Source organism: Gloeobacter violaceus PCC 7421, assembly GCF_000011385.1.
In the GTDB taxonomy this organism is placed as follows: domain Bacteria; phylum Cyanobacteriota; class Cyanobacteriia; order Gloeobacterales; family Gloeobacteraceae; genus Gloeobacter; species Gloeobacter violaceus.
On the sequence record NC_005125.1, the window covers coordinates 4,297,250 to 4,312,665 of the forward strand.

At 63.1% G+C, this 15,416-nt stretch carries 17 protein-coding genes; 15 read left to right on the forward strand and 2 right to left on the reverse strand.

What is annotated here, in order from left to right; genetic code table 11:
- Positions 1-87 precede the first annotated feature (87 nt).
- The 12 genes from GLL_RS21115 to GLL_RS21170 all read left to right on the forward strand — a co-directional run bounded on the left by GLL_RS21115 (position 88) and on the right by GLL_RS21170 (position 9,346).
- The gene (locus tag GLL_RS21115) at positions 88-930 is read left to right on the forward strand and encodes a Pvc16 family protein (RefSeq protein WP_011144085.1); all 843 of its coding nucleotides are present in this window, start codon (positions 88-90) and stop codon (positions 928-930) included.
- Positions 931-985: 55 nt separating this feature from the next.
- The gene (locus tag GLL_RS21120; RefSeq protein WP_011144086.1) at positions 986-2,659 is read left to right on the forward strand and encodes a phage tail sheath family protein; all 1,674 of its coding nucleotides are present in this window, start codon (positions 986-988) and stop codon (positions 2,657-2,659) included.
- Between the two features lie 87 nt (positions 2,660-2,746).
- The gene (locus tag GLL_RS21125) at positions 2,747-3,208 is read left to right on the forward strand and encodes a phage tail protein (RefSeq protein WP_011144087.1); all 462 of its coding nucleotides are present in this window, start codon (positions 2,747-2,749) and stop codon (positions 3,206-3,208) included.
- 36 nt (positions 3,209-3,244) lie between these two features.
- A complete protein-coding gene (locus GLL_RS21130) occupies positions 3,245-3,736 on the forward strand; it encodes a phage tail protein (RefSeq protein ID WP_011144088.1) in 492 nt (163 codons plus the stop codon).
- 15 nt (positions 3,737-3,751) lie between these two features.
- Positions 3,752-4,267, forward strand: coding sequence for a phage tail protein (locus GLL_RS21135; protein ID WP_011144089.1), 516 nt, complete (start codon positions 3,752-3,754; stop codon positions 4,265-4,267).
- A 1-nt stretch (position 4,268) separates the two neighbouring features.
- On the forward strand, positions 4,269-4,595 hold the full coding sequence (locus GLL_RS21140) for a hypothetical protein (RefSeq protein WP_011144090.1): 327 nt from the start codon (positions 4,269-4,271) through the stop codon (positions 4,593-4,595).
- Positions 4,596-4,619: 24 nt separating this feature from the next.
- Positions 4,620-4,991, forward strand: a complete 372-nt coding sequence (locus GLL_RS21145; protein ID WP_011144091.1) for a phage tail assembly protein — start codon at positions 4,620-4,622, stop codon at positions 4,989-4,991.
- Positions 4,946-5,257, forward strand: coding sequence for a DUF6760 family protein (locus tag GLL_RS23065; protein WP_164928409.1), 312 nt, complete (start codon positions 4,946-4,948; stop codon positions 5,255-5,257). The genes GLL_RS21145 and GLL_RS23065 overlap by 46 nt, the downstream gene beginning before the upstream one ends.
- 161 nt (positions 5,258-5,418) lie before the next feature.
- Positions 5,419-6,291, forward strand: coding sequence for a serine/threonine protein kinase (locus GLL_RS21155; RefSeq protein WP_011144093.1), 873 nt, complete (start codon positions 5,419-5,421; stop codon positions 6,289-6,291).
- 42 nt (positions 6,292-6,333) lie between these two features.
- Positions 6,334-7,512, forward strand: coding sequence for an LL-diaminopimelate aminotransferase (gene dapL / locus GLL_RS21160; protein ID WP_011144094.1), 1,179 nt, complete (start codon positions 6,334-6,336; stop codon positions 7,510-7,512).
- Positions 7,513-7,539: 27 nt separating this feature from the next.
- Complete coding sequence (locus GLL_RS21165) at positions 7,540-8,169, forward strand: type I restriction endonuclease (protein WP_011144095.1); 630 nt, start codon at positions 7,540-7,542, stop codon at positions 8,167-8,169.
- 187 nt (positions 8,170-8,356) lie between these two features.
- A complete protein-coding gene (locus GLL_RS21170; RefSeq protein ID WP_164929452.1) occupies positions 8,357-9,346 on the forward strand; it encodes an S-layer homology domain-containing protein in 990 nt (329 codons plus the stop codon).
- 206 nt (positions 9,347-9,552) lie between these two features.
- Here the strand turns inward: GLL_RS21170 and GLL_RS21175 are convergent, their stop codons facing one another.
- Positions 9,553-10,572: an alcohol dehydrogenase gene (locus tag GLL_RS21175; RefSeq protein WP_011144097.1), complete on the reverse strand. Its 1,020-nt coding sequence runs from the start codon at positions 10,570-10,572 to the stop codon at positions 9,553-9,555.
- Positions 10,573-10,883: 311 nt separating this feature from the next.
- Here GLL_RS21175 and GLL_RS21180 point away from each other — a divergent pair, with 311 nt between their 5' ends.
- Entirely contained in the window at positions 10,884-12,626 is a 1,743-nt protein-coding gene (locus tag GLL_RS21180) for an S-layer homology domain-containing protein (RefSeq protein ID WP_011144098.1), read from the forward strand.
- A 62-nt stretch (positions 12,627-12,688) separates the two neighbouring features.
- On the opposite strand, the gene GLL_RS21185 is transcribed toward GLL_RS21180, so the two are convergent.
- Positions 12,689-13,309, reverse strand: a complete 621-nt coding sequence (locus GLL_RS21185) for a DUF7282 domain-containing protein (protein WP_011144099.1) — start codon at positions 13,307-13,309, stop codon at positions 12,689-12,691.
- Between the two features lie 137 nt (positions 13,310-13,446).
- On the opposite strand from GLL_RS21185, the gene GLL_RS21190 reads away from it, so the two are divergent.
- Positions 13,447-14,235: an ABC transporter ATP-binding protein gene (locus GLL_RS21190; protein ID WP_011144100.1), complete on the forward strand. Its 789-nt coding sequence runs from the start codon at positions 13,447-13,449 to the stop codon at positions 14,233-14,235.
- 21 nt (positions 14,236-14,256) lie between these two features.
- Positions 14,257-15,399 carry an MlaD family protein gene (locus GLL_RS21195; RefSeq protein WP_011144101.1) on the forward strand — a complete coding sequence of 381 codons (1,143 nt, stop codon included), beginning with the start codon at positions 14,257-14,259 and terminating at the stop codon, positions 15,397-15,399.
- Positions 15,400-15,416 lie beyond the last annotated feature (17 nt).

A 15,416-nucleotide genomic window follows, 5' to 3' on the forward strand; every position in this document is an offset into this window, starting at 1 on the left:
CGGGCCGCAAAATCTTCGACCAAAGTCGAATAAACGCCGGCCCGGCTCGCTCCCTAATTTCTGTGCGGATACCACAGCCGACAGCGCATGATCACTGCCCTGAGTCAGACCTTGGCCGAAATTCTGGCAGGGGGGACGTCCCTCACCAGTACCGAGCAGATCGACTTTGCCCCGCCCGGCGAGCGGCAGGCAAAGTCGGGTCAGCAGGGCCTCAACGTCTACTTCTACGACCTGCGCGAGAACGGTCACGTCCCCCACTCCGGCCGCCAGGTCGATCGCCGCTATGTCGACGAACGGCCGATGGCCTCGGTGGGATGGCTGCCCATCTGGTTCGACGCTTCCTTTCTCATCACCGCCTGGGATCGCACCGCCCTGGGGGAACACCATCTGCTCTCCGAAGCGCTCAGCCTGCTGTTGCGCCACCGGGCGCTGCGCGAGGACTTGCTCGCGCCGGCTTTGCGGGGCTTCGGCAACCTGACGATGACGGTCTGCGCGGTGCGTCCCCTCGACATTGCTACGCTCTGGCTGGCGTTGGGGGCGCCCCTGCGCCCGGCGTTGATGGTCACGATCACCGCCCCGGTCAACCCGAACGCCGCGGCCCCGGTGCCGCTGGTGTGGGAGCGGATCACCCGCTTGCGCTCGGCGACCGCCGACGGACACGCCGACGCCGTGCGCACCAAGCGGGTGAGTGTCGCCGGGGTGGTCAAAAGTGCTGCCACCACCGAACCGCTGGTCGCCGCCCGGGTGGTGATCTCAGGCACCCAGAAGGCGGCCACGAGCAACCAGGAGGGATTGTTCTACTTCGACAATCTCTCGCTGGGCCATTACGTCCTGGAGTTGGATTGCCCCGGCTTTCACACCCAACGGTGCAACGTGCTGGTGGACTCCCAAAGCTACACCTTCAAGGAGATTCTTCTGACTCCGAGCTAGCGAAGCGCGGCCGACACCGCGCCGTCCCGACACCTTACCTACAGGAAGTTCACTCATGCCTAGACTGGATTACTTCGCCCCCGGTGTATACATCGAGGAAATCGACCGCGGTAGCCGCCCGATCGAAGGCGTGGCCACGGCGGTGGCGGGTTTTGTCGGCTTCACCGAGGATGTACGCGGCGGCGCTGAGCCGTACAAGCCGATGCTGGTGACCAACTGGACCCAGTTCATCGGCTACTTCGCCCGCCCCGGCTCCGACGGGTTTACCGATTTTGGCGCCTATCTGCCCTTCGCCGTCTATGGCTGGTTCCAGAATGGCGGCGGTCGCTGCTGGATTACGAGCATCGGCACCCAACTGCCCGGCCCCAAGCCCGGCACGCCCCAACCGATGAGCGAGACCGGCCTGGCCGTCCAAAGCCGCGGCAACCGTCCGTCGCTGCGCCTCAGCCTCAAGAGCGAGGCGGCCCAGCAAGGTTCGGTGACCGTGCAGATTGCCGACAGCGGCCCGCGCGCCCTGCCCGACGGCAGCGAAGGCGAGCAGCCGGTCAACACGGGGGAATACTTCACCGTCACCGTCCGCCGGGGCGACCAGATCCTCGAGCGCTTCGACAACCTGACGATGGACCGTGACCCCCAGACCCAGGTGGCGACCTACGTCGCGACCGCCCTGCAGACTTCGCAGTTTATCGCCCTCGAAGATCTGGCCCAGACCGGCCGACCCCTGGCCCGCCGCCCGGGTAACGGCCAGTACGAACTGAGCCCGCCTCTGGTCGCCTCCACAATCGACCGCTTCGCCCGCGATGTCGAGGGTCTGCGCGACGAGCGCACCGGCGTGCGCGGTATCTTCGAAATCGACGAAATCACGATGATCGCCTGCCCGGACCTGATGCGCGCCTACGAGGCCAACCTGCTGGATCTCGAACAGGTGCACGGGATCATGGAAATGATGATCAGCATGTGCGAAGGGTCCGCCAACGGCGATGTGCCCAACCCGCCCAACCGCATGGTGGTGCTCGATCCGCCCCCGGACCGCGTCAAACCGCAGGAAGTGGTCCAGTGGCTCGCCGCCTTCAACCGCCGCTCGATGTTCGCCGCTTTGTATTATCCGTGGGTGAAGGTGGCCAACCCGAGAAACGGCGGCCGGCCCATCCTGGTGCCGCCCTCCGGCCACATCATGGGGGTGTGGGCGCGCACCGACGAGGCGCGCGGCGTCTACAAGGCTCCCGCCAACGAGGTGCCGCGGGGCATCATCGGCCTGGGTTATGACACCAACTTCCGCGAGCAGGAGCTGCTCAACCCGCTGGGGATCAACTGCATCCGCAGTTTTCCGAACCGCGGCATCCGCATCTGGGGTGCGAGAACCCTCGTCGAGCCCGACAAGACCGAATGGCGCTACATCAGCGTCCGTCGCCTGATTAGCTATATCGAGAAGTCGATCGAATTGGGCACGCAGTGGGCGGTCTTCGAGCCGAACGATCAGGACCTCTGGATGCGCGTCAAGCGGACGATCTCCAACTTCCTGGAGCGCATCTGGCGCGAGGGGGCGCTCTTTGGCGCCACGCCCCAGCAGGCGTTCTATGTCAAGTGCGACGAAGAGCTCAATACCCCTGAGACGATGGTGTTGGGCCGCCTGTACATCGAAGTGGGCGTCAGCCCCGTGCGGCCGGCGGAATTTATCGTCTTCCGCATCGCCCAGTGGAACGGCTCGGAGGACGAAGACATCGTCTAGCAGTCGCCCACGGCCGTCGGCCATCCCTAGGGGGTGGCCGACGGCTCCCAAGCGCAATCACTTACTACCAACGATAGGAGCACGACCATGCCTGGAGAGTTTCTTACATCCTGCAAGTTTTACTTCGAAGCCGACGGGATCACCGACAAGATGATCAGCGAAATCCGCGGCCTGGTGGCCCAGTCGCCCGTGGGCGGCGCCGAGTCGGTGCACGGTTCGAGCAAAAGCGGGGCCAAGGCCCGCCAGGTCAGCCCGACCACCGAAAAGTTCACCCACGTGATCGCCAAGCTGGTTGCCACCAACGACGTCGATCTCTACCAGTGGTACGAACTGTGCAACAAAAACGACGCGGGCGGCTCCTCCTGGAAGCTCAACCGCAAGTCCGCCTCGGTGACCGCCTACGACCAGGGCGGCACGATGCAGGCGCGCTGGGAAATCATCAACTGCTACCCCTGCAAGTACGGCGGCCCGGATTTTGGCGCCAACTCCCCGCAGATGGCCACCGAGACCATCGAACTGGTCCACGAAGGCATCAAGCGCGTCCTGTAAGCACCCCACACTTTCGTTAACGGAGGAACACTCACTATGGTCGCCCCGGAAAAAGAGTATCTAGTAGCCACACACTACTACTTCTCCGCGGAGAGCATCGAGGATCGGGCGATTTTGGCGGTCAGCAACATCAACGCCGCAAGTCCCATCGCCGGCAAAAACGAACCGATCGGTGCCAAGAAAAGCGGTATGCACGTCCGCCAGGCCACCCCGACCCGCCAGACCTTTCAGAATATGAAAGTAAAGCTGGTCATGAACCAGGACAACGCCATCCAGAAGTGGTACCGCGACTGCAACAAGCAGCACACCAGCACCGGCAACACCTGGAAGGAAAACCGCAAACTCTGTTGGATCGCCGGTTTCACCCAGGACGGCACCGAGGTGGTGCGCTACGAACTGGTCAACACCTACCCGGTCTCCTACGTCGGCCCGATGTTCGGGGCGGCCAGCGGCGAGATGGCGGTGGAGACGGTCGATTTGCAGTTCGAGGAGATGAACACGATCGGCCGCGAACTGGGCGATCTCTAGCGGTAGGTAAACGCCATGGCCGCGCCGAGCTATGAGTTTCTGACCGCCTGCCGGTTCTATCTGGAGCTGATTCTCGACGGCAGCACCGAGGCGGACGCGATTTTTCTTGAATGCCGGGGTATCCGGGCCAAGCAGCCGGTGGTGGATATCTACGAGGCGACGCCCCAGCGCTGGGGGGTAGCCAAGCATGGGCTGGTGGTCGGCACCAAAATGCCGGGCAACACCCAGCGCACCACCTTGATCCTCCGCCGGGGGATGTCGAGTTCGATTGTCCTGTGGAACTGGTTTTATGCCGTCGAGCAAGGGGGATGGGCGGCCCAGCGGCGCGCGGGGTCGCTGACGATGTACACTCAATCCGGAGACCCGACCGCGCGCTTCGACTTCGATGGGGCCTGGCCGACCAGTTTCGGCCCGGCCTCGGGCAAGTTTTCCTACATCGAAACCAACCGTCCGGGTCTCGATGCTTCGAGCGGCGATTTTGCCCTCGAAGAGGTGGAACTGGCGGTCGAAGAATTCAAACGGGTGATGTGAGATGGGGGCCATCCAGACGGAGTTCGAGTTCACCTTGCCCAAGGGATATCTCGATCCCGACGGCAACCTGCACCGCAAAGGCTTGATGCGCCTGTCGACCGCCATGGACGAGATCGCGCCCCTGCGCGATCCGCGGGTCAAGTCCAACCCCGCCTACGCCACAATCATCATCCTCTCGCGGGTGATCGTGCAGTTGGGTGCGCTGCCGGAGGTGACCCCCGCCGTCGTCGAAGGCTTCTTCGCAGGCGATCTTAACTTTCTGCAAAACTTCTACCGACAAATCAACGGGCTGGTGCCGGAGGCGAACAAGTCCGCGAGCGCACCGTAACCATTGCCGATCGGGCACAGTGCCATGAGCCAGGAATTTCAAAGCGAGTTTGCCTTTACACTGCCGCGCGGCCTTTTGGGCGAGGGGGACGAACTGCACCGCCAGGGCACCATGCGCCTGGCCACCGCCCGCGACGAGATGGCTGTGCAAAAGGACAGCCGGGTGCAGGCCAACCCGGCCTACGGGGTGCTTGTGATGCTCTCGCGGGTGATCGTGCGCCTCGGTACCCTCGCGGCGATTACCCCCGAGGCGCTCGAGAACCTATTTACCCGGGACATCGCCTACCTGCGCGAGCTGTACAACCGGCTCAATCAGCAGGGCAACGTCCACATCGCGGCCCAGTGTCCCCAGTGCAACAGTCGCTTCGCGGTGGAGCTCGCCCTATCGGGGGAATAATCGGCTACCCCTCCGACCGGCTCTACGAGGAGGTAGCCTACATCGCCTTTCACTTTCACTGGCCGCCGGACGCGATTGTGGACCTCGAACACAAAGATCGCCAGCGTTGGGTCGAAGAAATCGGCAAGATCCACAAGCAGAGCCAGGTGCAAGCCCCGCCAAAGGCCGCACCCAGACCCAAAGCCGACCCCGGTGAGGGGCAGTGGACCACCTTTGCGCCCGGGCCGCCGCGCTCGCAAGATCTGCGCAACCCTCGGGGGGGATAGGCGCCTAAAGCGCCGCCACACAACAGGTATGCCTACCTGGTGCACCCCGCAAGGTGCGACCGAAGTCGGTGCAGCGCCCTGGCGGTTTGTCCCCTTTACATTTACACGGGGGTAAACCGTCCCCCCCTTAGAACCCGCATCGTTGTGTCAAAGGAGCAAGCGTGGCCAGGAGCAAGGTGCCCTCAGAGTGCTGCGAACGGCATGGCGGCCTGACGCGCTTTTGCCCGGTCTGCGGCCGCTTGCTCGCAGGCGGCGAAGTGCTCGAAAATCCGGAGAGCGGCCACCGCTACGAGCGGGTCGCCACCCTCGCCCAGGGGGGCATGAGCACGACTTATCTGGTCTTCAACCATCAGAACGACCGGCTTGCGGTGCTCAAGGAAATCGACGCGGATCTCTCGCGCAAGGCCAAAGCGCGCGAACTATTTTTGCGCGAGGCGCAGGTGCTCGCAGAACTCGACCACGGCGGCATCCCCCGCTTTTACGACTATTTTTCCAGCGACGAACGCCATTATTTGGTCATGGAGATGATCCACGGCCTCACCCTTGAGCAGGTGCAGCCCCGTTCCGCCGCCCAGGCGGCAGGCTGGATGATCGAAGCGTGCAACGTGCTGGTCTACCTGCACGGCTTGCAACCGCCGGTCATCCACCGCGACATCAAGCCCGCCAATTTGATCTTGCGCTACAACCCCCGCGAGGTGGTGCTCATCGACTACGGCGCGGTCAAGTTGGCCGGCGGCAGGCAGGGCACGCGCATCGCCACCCCCGGCTACAGCCCGCCGGAGCAGGGGCGGGGACGGCCCTGCCTGCAGTCGGATATCTACGGTGTCGGGATGACGCTGGTATTTTTGCTCACCCGCCAGTTTCCGGGCCGCTTCTACCACCCGCGCGAGCGGCGGCTGGTGGGTCTGGAGGAAGCCGGAATCGAAGCGCCGCTCGCGGCGGTGATCGCCAAGGCCACCGCCTACCTCCCCCAGGAGCGCCACCGCGACAGCCAGGAGTTGGCCCATGCCCTGGCGCCCTTTGCCCTGGGTTGAGCGACTCGGTACAATAGCGCAGTCCGTTTGCCGTTGGTGCCCATGAAGACTGCCGCCCGCCTCGATCGCATCCCGCCTTATCTGTTTGCCGAAATCGACCGCCGCCGCGACGAGGCCGTCGCCCGCGGCGTGGACATCATCAACATGGGCATCGGCGACCCGGACAAACCCACCCCCCCGGTGGTACTGGAGGCGATGCACGCGGCCATCGACGACCCCTCCACCCACAACTACCCGCCCTACAAGGGCACCAAAGCTTATCGGGAAGCGGCGGCGGCCTGGTTCGAGCGGCGCTTCGGCGTGGGCGGCTTCCACCCGGATACGGAGGTGATTTCTTCGATCGGCTCCAAAGAAGCGATCCACAACACGTTCTTGGCCTTCGTCGATCCGGGCGATTACACCCTCATCCCCGATCCGGCCTACCCGGTCTACCGCACCTCGACGATTTTTGCCGGGGGCGAATTTTTTGCGATGCCGCTATTGCCCGAAAACCAGCTTCTGCCGGATCTGGAGGCGGTGCCCGAGACAGTGGCCCGCAAGGCGAAACTGCTGTGGCTCAACTACCCCAACAACCCCACCGGAGCGGTCGCCTCGCTCGAATTTTTTGAAAAAGTCGTCCACTTTGCCAAAAAGCACGACATTCTCGTGTGCCACGACAACGCCTACAGCGAGATGGCCTACGACGGCTACAAACCGCCCAGCATTCTGCAGGTGCCTGGCGCCCGCGATGTCGCCATCGAATTTTTGTCGTGCTCGAAGGCCTACAACATGACCGGCTGGCGCGTCGGCTTCGTGATCGGCAACCGGACGGGCATCGCCGGGCTCGGCCAGGTGAAGACCAACATCGACTCAGGCGTGTTCAAGGCTATCCAGCAGGCGGCGATTGCCGCCTTCGGCCTCGACGACGAGCGGCTGCACGCACTGATGGCCGTCTACCAGAACCGCCGCAACATCATCGTCGAGGGCCTGCGCTCGCTCGGCTGGCCCCTCGAAGCCCCCAAAGCCACCCTTTATGTCTGGGCGCCCATCCCAAAATCCTTCGGCTCGTCGGTCGAATTTGTAGGGGCATTGCTCGATAAGTGCGGGATCATCGTCCCGCCGGGCAACGGCTACGGCGAGCACGGAGAGGGCTTCTTCCGGATCGCCCTCACGGTTCCCGACGAGCGCATGCGCGAGGCGATCGGCCGCATGGAGGCCGCCGGGATCCGCTTCGAGGGCTAGACTGGAGGCAAGACGAGCGGTCCGGTCATGGTACAGACGATTCAGGCCCAGAATCTGCGACTTGTGGACCTCCAGCAGCGCTTCGGTCTGCACTGGATTGAAAGCGATGCCGCTTCTGTGCAGTGGCAAGAGGAATTGCCCGCTCTGAGCGATGGGCAAGTTCACAAATTGGATCTGCTCAAGCAGCGCCACCGCTACCTGGCCCAGTACGGGGTAGCCGAAGAGACGGTCAAACTCACCATGCTCGCACCGCTACTCGAACTGGCGGGGCTGTGCGACGCACCCTTTCGGCTCGAAACCGAAGCTTCTATCGAGATTGCTGCCGAAGATGAGGGAGTAATCATCCGTGGGCGCATCGATGTTCTGGTGGTTAGTGGGCGACTGTGGATCCTGGTCATCGAATCCAAAAAAATGGGCTTTAACGTCACTGAAGGACTGCCCCAAGCGCTTTTTTATATGCTTGTCAATCCCAGTCTCAAAGAGCCGACGTTTGGGATGATTACCAACGGCGAATCTTACCTCTTCGTGAGACTCACCCAAGACGGCACACCCGAGTACAACCTTTCCAGGCCCTACTCTCTGTTGAACCCAGGCAACGATCTGTACGAGGTTTTAAGCATTCTGATGCGATTAAGCAGCCTTTTTCTTCCCCAATAGAAGCCGCGGTGCACATTGCCACCATTGGAGTGCAAGCATCGGCGCAGTTTTATATCGGGTCTCACTGATTGCATACAAGCCTTTTTCAGGTCGGCCCCTGATGTCCAGGAAGTAAATTGTCTGGAGAAATAGTGGCTTGCGGTAAAACTGGATGGATAGAACTCCCAGGATAGAGAGTTTGGAAGGTATGAAAAATGGATGGCAAGGGACAGTAGGGCTGGTTGTCTGCGCGACTTTGGCAACTGGAGCCCAGGCGGCGGAATTCAAGGACATCGCCGGGTACTGGGGGTCTTCCTACGTCGAAACCCTGGCCGACCGCCGGTTTGTTGCCGGCTTCCCGGACGATACCTTTCGTCCCGATGCGCCGGTCACCCGCGCCCAGCTCGCGGCGATGGCCGCCCGGGCCTTCGACCTGCCTGAAAGCCAGGTGAGCAGCCTGACCTTCAAAGACGTCTCCCCCAACTACTGGGCGGCCAAAGCGATTGCAACTGTGGCTGACCGGGGTCTGGCAAGCGGGTTTCCCGACGGTAACTTTCACCCCGAGGATCTGCTCACCCGCGCCCAGGCGATCGTGATCTTCTCGCAGGTGCTTGGACGCTTCTCCCGGAACAACACCGAAGGCGCCCTCGCCGGCTACACCGATGCCGAGGCGGTGCCGGACTGGGCAAAGCCGGGCATCGAAAAAGCCGCCGCCGCCTCGATCATCGTGAGCTACCCCGACCCGAACGTCATCAAGCCCAACACGGTCGCCACCCGCGGCGAGGTGGCCGCCATGATGTACCAGACGCTGATTCGCCTGGGGATCAGCCTGCCGCCCCTCGATATCGGGGTAGTGGGCAGCGACGACCGGCCGACGGTGCCGCGCGAGGAGCGGGCGGCCGCCGAACGGGTCGCGATCGAGCGCTTGGTGCTGCAGCCCGAATTGAATGTGTTCCGTTCAGGCGACGAGCTGTCGGTGCGCGCCTTTGCAACACCGGGGGGGCAGGCGAATTTTACCCTGCCGGGAATCGCTGCGGCGGTGCCGATGGAAGAAAAACAGCCCGGCATCTATGAGGGCTCCTACGTGATCAAACGCGGCGACCAGGGCGGCGATCTGCGCCTGGCAGTCACCTTGCGCGGCTCCAATGGCAGCGCCACCACCCAGGTGTGGACCCAGGGAATCAATATCAATCGCTAGAGCAGGTATCAGGTGTCAGGGTTAAAACGCTTGTTCACCAGGGTTTGCAAGCGGTTGGCGAGTGTTTGTTCAACTGAAAAGCGCTCAAAGAGGATGCTTGTAAATCACGATGAACCAATAGACAAGCGTTCTCTGGCTGCCTGCAATCTTCTACAGTACCAAGCCGCAGCCGTCTTGGTGCGCTTGCACGATGACGGCGCGAGTTGTTACACCCCCATCGAAAGGACGACGCGAAAGCGCGCCTTGCCGCTCATCATCCGATCGTATGCAGCCTGTGCGTTCTCGAACGGGTAGATTTCGTTCATGGAGGTGATCCCGTTGCGATGGCTAAACAGCAGTGTATCCTCCGAATCGGCCGCCGTGCCCGAATACCAGCCCTTCACCGCGGCGCGCTTGAGGAGTAACTCTGTCGGGTTGACAGTGAGGGTGGGCACTGCACCGATGAGCATCATCGTGCCGTTGGGTCCGAGACCGCCAACGAGCGCCTGCATCGCTTTCTCGCTGGTGACGGTTGCGAGGATCGCCTTTGCCCCGCCCATCGCCAGCAGTGCGGCGGCGGGATCGCCCTCTTCGCTGTCGATGTATTCGTGCGCGCCGAGCGAGCGTGCGAGTTCCTCTTTGTCGCGGCCGCGGTTGACGGCGACGGTGCGGAAGCCCTGGCGCGCGGCGAACTGGATACCGAGATGACCGAGCCCGCCGATACCGTGGATCGCCACCAACTCGCCCGGCCCCGCACCGCAATTGCGCAGCGCGTTGAAGGTGGTGATACCGGCACACAGTAAGGGCGCCGATTCGACCACGTCGAGATCGGTCGGCACATGGGCGAGCGCGGAGACATCGGCCAGCATGTGGGTCGCGTAGCCGCCGTCGCGGGTCACACCGGTGACGGCGCTCACCGTCTCGCAGGCGAACGCCGAGCCGCGTCGGCAGTGCGCGCAATACCCACACGAGCCGCCGAACCAACCGACGCCGACGCGCATGCTCACCTCCCAGCCGAGCACCTCTGGCCCGAGCGCCTCGATCGTGCCGATCACCTCATGGCCGGGCACGCGCGGATAGGCGATGCCCCGCATCGTCCCTTCGACCGTCACAGAGTCGCTGTGACACACGCCACAGGCGCTGACGCTCAGCCGGACCTCCCGCGGCCCGGGTACGGGCAAATCCCGCTCGATCATCTGAAACTTCGCGCCCGCTTCAGGTACGATCATGGCGCGCATCTTAGTCATTGTTATATCTTCTCCATCTATCTGTTGATGGGAGTAACCGCCCAGCGATATTCATGTTTGGTCTTCGTTCGGGAGTGCTGCCTCGATCTCCTGATCGGCCGTGACGAGGCAAACGTCCCCCAATACTTTAGTGCCAAAATCGACGTGCCTGCTGACGATTTTGCCCAGGTGCAGGATCTAAGTCAACAGCAGCCATTTTCTCTCTTTGGCGGTGTGACGCCGACTAGCGGATGCGGCATGCTTATCCGAGGGGGGCGTCCGCGCAAGTTGCGCGGGGGGCACCCCTTTTGTGTGCAGAAGGAGCATAACGCATGGACAAGTTTTGCGAAGCAGGGGCAGCGATCGGCCTTGCCCTCGGTCTGACGGTTGTGGCTGCCCAGGCGGCAAATTTTGGCGATACGGCCGGGTACTGGGCGGAACCGTACGTTTCGACTCTGGCGGATCGCAAGTTCATCGGCGGCTTTCCGGACGGCTCGTTTCGGCCCAACGACGCGATTACCCGCGCCCAGTTCGCGGCCATCGCCGCCAAGGCTTTGGATCTGCCTGCCGGGGGCGGCGGCCCGGCTTTCAATGACGTGCCGGCCAACTACTGGGCGACCGGGGCGATCGCCGCTGTGAGCAACAGCGGTCTGGTCACCGGTTTTCCGGACGGGTCGTTCCGGCCGGAGGAGCGCATTACCCGCGCCCAGGCCCTGGTCATTCTTGCCAAGGCCCTCGGGGATAAAGGTGGGCGCACCTCGGTAAACCTGGACGATTACACCGACGTGCAGGCGGTGCCCGACTGGGCGCGGCCGAGCGTCACCAAAGCGGCGGAGTCGGGGATCATTGTCAATTTTCCCGACCCGGCGGTGATCAAGCCCAACGCCCTGGCCACCCGCGGCGAGGTGGCCGCCCTGATGTACCAGACGCTCTCGCGCTCCGGCCGCGACCTGCCGCCGCTGAATATCGGCTCGCTCGCCCCGGCCGGTGGGGGCGGTGCGGGACGCGGGCAACTCGCCATCGAACGCGTTGTCGTGCAACCAGACCGGCGGGTGGTGCAGGCGGGCGAAGAGCTTGTCGTGCGCGCCGAGGGTACCCCCGGCGCCGAAGCGAGCTTCAGCGTCCAGGGGATCGCCCAGGGGCTCCCCATGCAGGAGGTGGAGCGGGGCATCTACGAGGGCCGCTACACCGTCAAGCGGGGAGACCGAGAAAGGAATGCCCGCCTCGCGGTCACCCTCAAAAGTCGCGGCGAATCGGTCACCCGCGAGGCCGAGCGGCCGTATGCCTTCGGATCGGGGGCCGTGGGCGGTGCGGGACGCGGTGATTTTAACGGCGACGGAAGGCCCGATGTGCTCTGGAGCCGGGTCGGCGGCAGCGAGGTCCGTCTGTGGCTTATGGAAGGCACCCGCAAGGGCCGCGAACTGGCCTTGGGCCAATCTCCCGGCCGCGACTGGCGCCTGGTGGGCAGCGGCGATTTTGACGGCGACGGGCTGTCGGATCTGCTCTGGCACAACCAGGCCACCGGCGAGTTGCTGCAGTGGCGCCTCAGCCGGGCAGGCAAAGCGCAGCCCGTGGCGATGCGCACCGAGCCGGTGGCGCGCCGGTTGCAGGTGGGAGGCACGGGCGATTTCGACGGCGACGGCCGCGCCGATATTCTCTGGCGCAACCCGGCCACCGGGCGCAACACCCTCTGGCTGATGGACGCGGCCAACCGCCGCTCACAGAAGCCGCTGCCGGATCAGGCCGGGGCGAATCTGTTGATCGCGGGAGTCGGTGATTTCGACGGAGACGGCGGCGCGGATGTACTCTGGCGCAACCGGGTAAGCGGTGCCAACAGTCTTTGGCTGATGAACGGCACCCAAGTGGTGCGCACGGTGGCCATCGGCGAGGCGCCGCCCCAGTGGCAGGTGGGCAGCATTGCCGATTACAACGGCGACGGTCAGGTTGACATCCTCTGGCGCCGGGCGGACTCGGGAGAAAGCGTCTTCTGGATCATGAACGGCACCGAGCGCACGGCGACCGCCGCTGCTCCGGCCGGGCCGGGCGGACAGTGGGAAATTGCCGGGCCACGCTAAGCGCCGTACCGGGACAAAAAAGGGGCCAAACGGCCCCTTTTTGAAGGTTAATGTATGGGAACTTACTTGGGTTTGACGGCAGGTTCGCCGGTCGTCGTGGTCGTCGTGCTGCTGTAGGAGGAGGTGCTCACCGAAGTGGCGCTCGGGTCGACGTAGCCCGTCCGGTACGGGTAGATATTGAACGATGCGATCGACGATTTGGGCGAGCGGGCCAGCGCATAAACGGTCGGGTCGAAACGGCTCAGCACGTTGTTTGCCCGACGTTCGCGCAACACATGGACGGCGGCGAAGGCGCTTTTGCTCTTGGGCTGGCGGCTGATCGGCACCGCGATGTTCTTGTTAGTGCCCGCGGCCAGCTCGACATAGCCCAGAATTGCCCCCGGTTGGCCGTTGTCGTTCTCGTGGATGATCAGCCAGCCGATGTCGGGGCTGTTGACCTGTTTGATCATCACCTTGCCGTCGGCGATGTATTGGTCCTGAACGTCGATGAGCGACGATTCGGGCCGGGGGATATAGGGGCTGGTGTAGAGCGAAGGATCACTCGCAGTACCCTGCTGCGTCGTGGTGGTCGTAGTCGTGGTGGTTGTCTCACCGGTCATCGCCTGCGCCTGCGCGTTGCCCTGGCTCAGAAGGATAGGAGACAGCGCGAGCAAGGTGCTAAGCACTATATGACGCGTGTTCATCGCGGTTCAACCTCATCAACTGCCTTTTGATCATGCCAGGGGCGGGCATCGTCTACCTCTGCCAACGGAAACATGTCCACGGCCGACGCCGGGCGGGATGTAGAATAGGCGGTAACTTTGTGTTTAACAGAAGCTCAGTGAGCCAGTCCCCACCGGCCCGTAAGCCCATCATCGAATTTCGCGGCGTCAGCAAGTCCTTCGGCACTCAGCGTATCCTGGACGGTCTCGATTTAAAGGTTCATTACGGCGAGGCTCTGGTGATTGTCGGGCCGTCGGGCACCGGCAAATCGACCATCTTGCGGCTGATGTGCGGCTTGTTGGAGCCGGACTCCGGAGAGGTGTTGCTCGGCGGCTTGCCGCTGCAGGCCGAACAGCTTCAGAGAAAGCCCATCCAGGTCGGTATGGTCTTTCAGCAGGCGGCGCTGTTCGATTCGCTCACTGTCGAAGAAAACGTCGGGTTTTTGCTCTACGAGCACTCGAAGTTGCCGCGCACAAAAATTGGCGAACTGGTGCGCGAAAAACTGGAGATGGTGGGACTTGACCCGGTGCTCGCCCGGCAGATGCCGGCGGAACTCTCCGGTGGTCAGCGCAAGCGCGTCTCGTTTGCCCGCGCGATAATGGAAGATCCGACAGTCCCCGACGACGAGACGCAGCTGTTGCTGTACGACGAACCGACCGCCGGGCTCGACCCAATCGCTTCGACGGTGATCGAGAATTTGATTCGTTCCCTGAAGCAGCGGGGATCCTGCGATAGTTATGTAGTGATCACCCACCAGGAAACGACCATCCGCAGCACCGCCGACCGCATTTTGCTGATCTACCAGGGCAAGGTGCGCTGGGAGGGTCAAGCCCCCGAAATCGACGCGTGCCAGGATCCTTATGTGCGCCAGTTTTTTGACGGCAAGATCGACGGGCCGATCCAGTAGAGAGCAGACAAGGAGTGACCAGTGAATAGACGGGGCATTCGTGAGGGGTTGGTAGGGCTGCTGATCCTTGTCGGCGTCGGCATCTTCGTGGGGCTCTATCTGTGGCTTTCCGGAGGGTTTCGCCAGGGCGGGTACCGCTTTACGATTACTTTTCGCGACGCGAACGGTCTCAATGTCGGTGCGCCGGTGCGCCTGCGGGGTGTGCGCGTCGGCCAGGTGCAGGCGACGATCCCCGGCATCAGCAGCGTCAAGGCCGACGTACTCATCGACCGGCCCGACGTCTTTATTCCCAAAGATTCCCAGTTCGTAGTCTCCCAAAGCGGTTTGATCGGCGAGACGTTCGTTGAAATTTTTCCGTCGGACACCGCGGTGGTGCCGCCGAACACGACCGTCGAGACCCTGAACGAGCGCTGCGAAAAGAGCGTCGCTTCCGAGCCGCTGGTCTGTCCCCAGTCGTCGGTGATCGGCCGCACGCCGCCCCGCTTTCAGGAACTGGTGCGCTCGCTCGATGCGCTGGCTACCCGATTGGATCAAGATTTCTTCGACAGTCTGCAGACCACCGTCGTCAAATTCGGCCAGACCGCCGACAACCTGAGCAGCCTGTCGCGCACGGCCGCCAAGGATTTTGACGCGCTTGCCGAGACGGCCCGGGCGGCGAGCCGGGAGGTGCCCGCCTTCGGTCGGGCCGCCCAGGCGCTCGAAAAAACTCTGCTCGATGTCGATATCATTTTGCTGGATAACCGCGCCTCGCTCTCCCAGACGCTGGCCAACCTCAACCGGGCGAGCGCAGAGGTGAGCCAACTTACCGGCCAATTGAGCGGCAGTATCACCCCCGAACGGCTCGATCAGATCGTGAGCAACACCAACGAGGCGGTGGCCAATCTGCGCAGCTTGAGCGTCGCCATCTCCGACCCGGCCACGGTGGCGTCGCTGCGCTCTACCCTCGATTCCGCCCGCGCCACCCTCGACAACATCAAAAAGATCACCACCGATCTCGACGAACTGACCGGCGACCCGCAGTTTCGCACCAATCTGCGCCGTCTCATCGACGGCTTGGGCAATCTCGTCTCCAGCGAACCGGGCGATCCGAATGGATCGTCGGTCTTCGCCAACGCCGATTACCGCGACGGCCTCGCCGGGGTGGCCGATACCGCCACGCCATAAAATTGATTGTTGCTCTA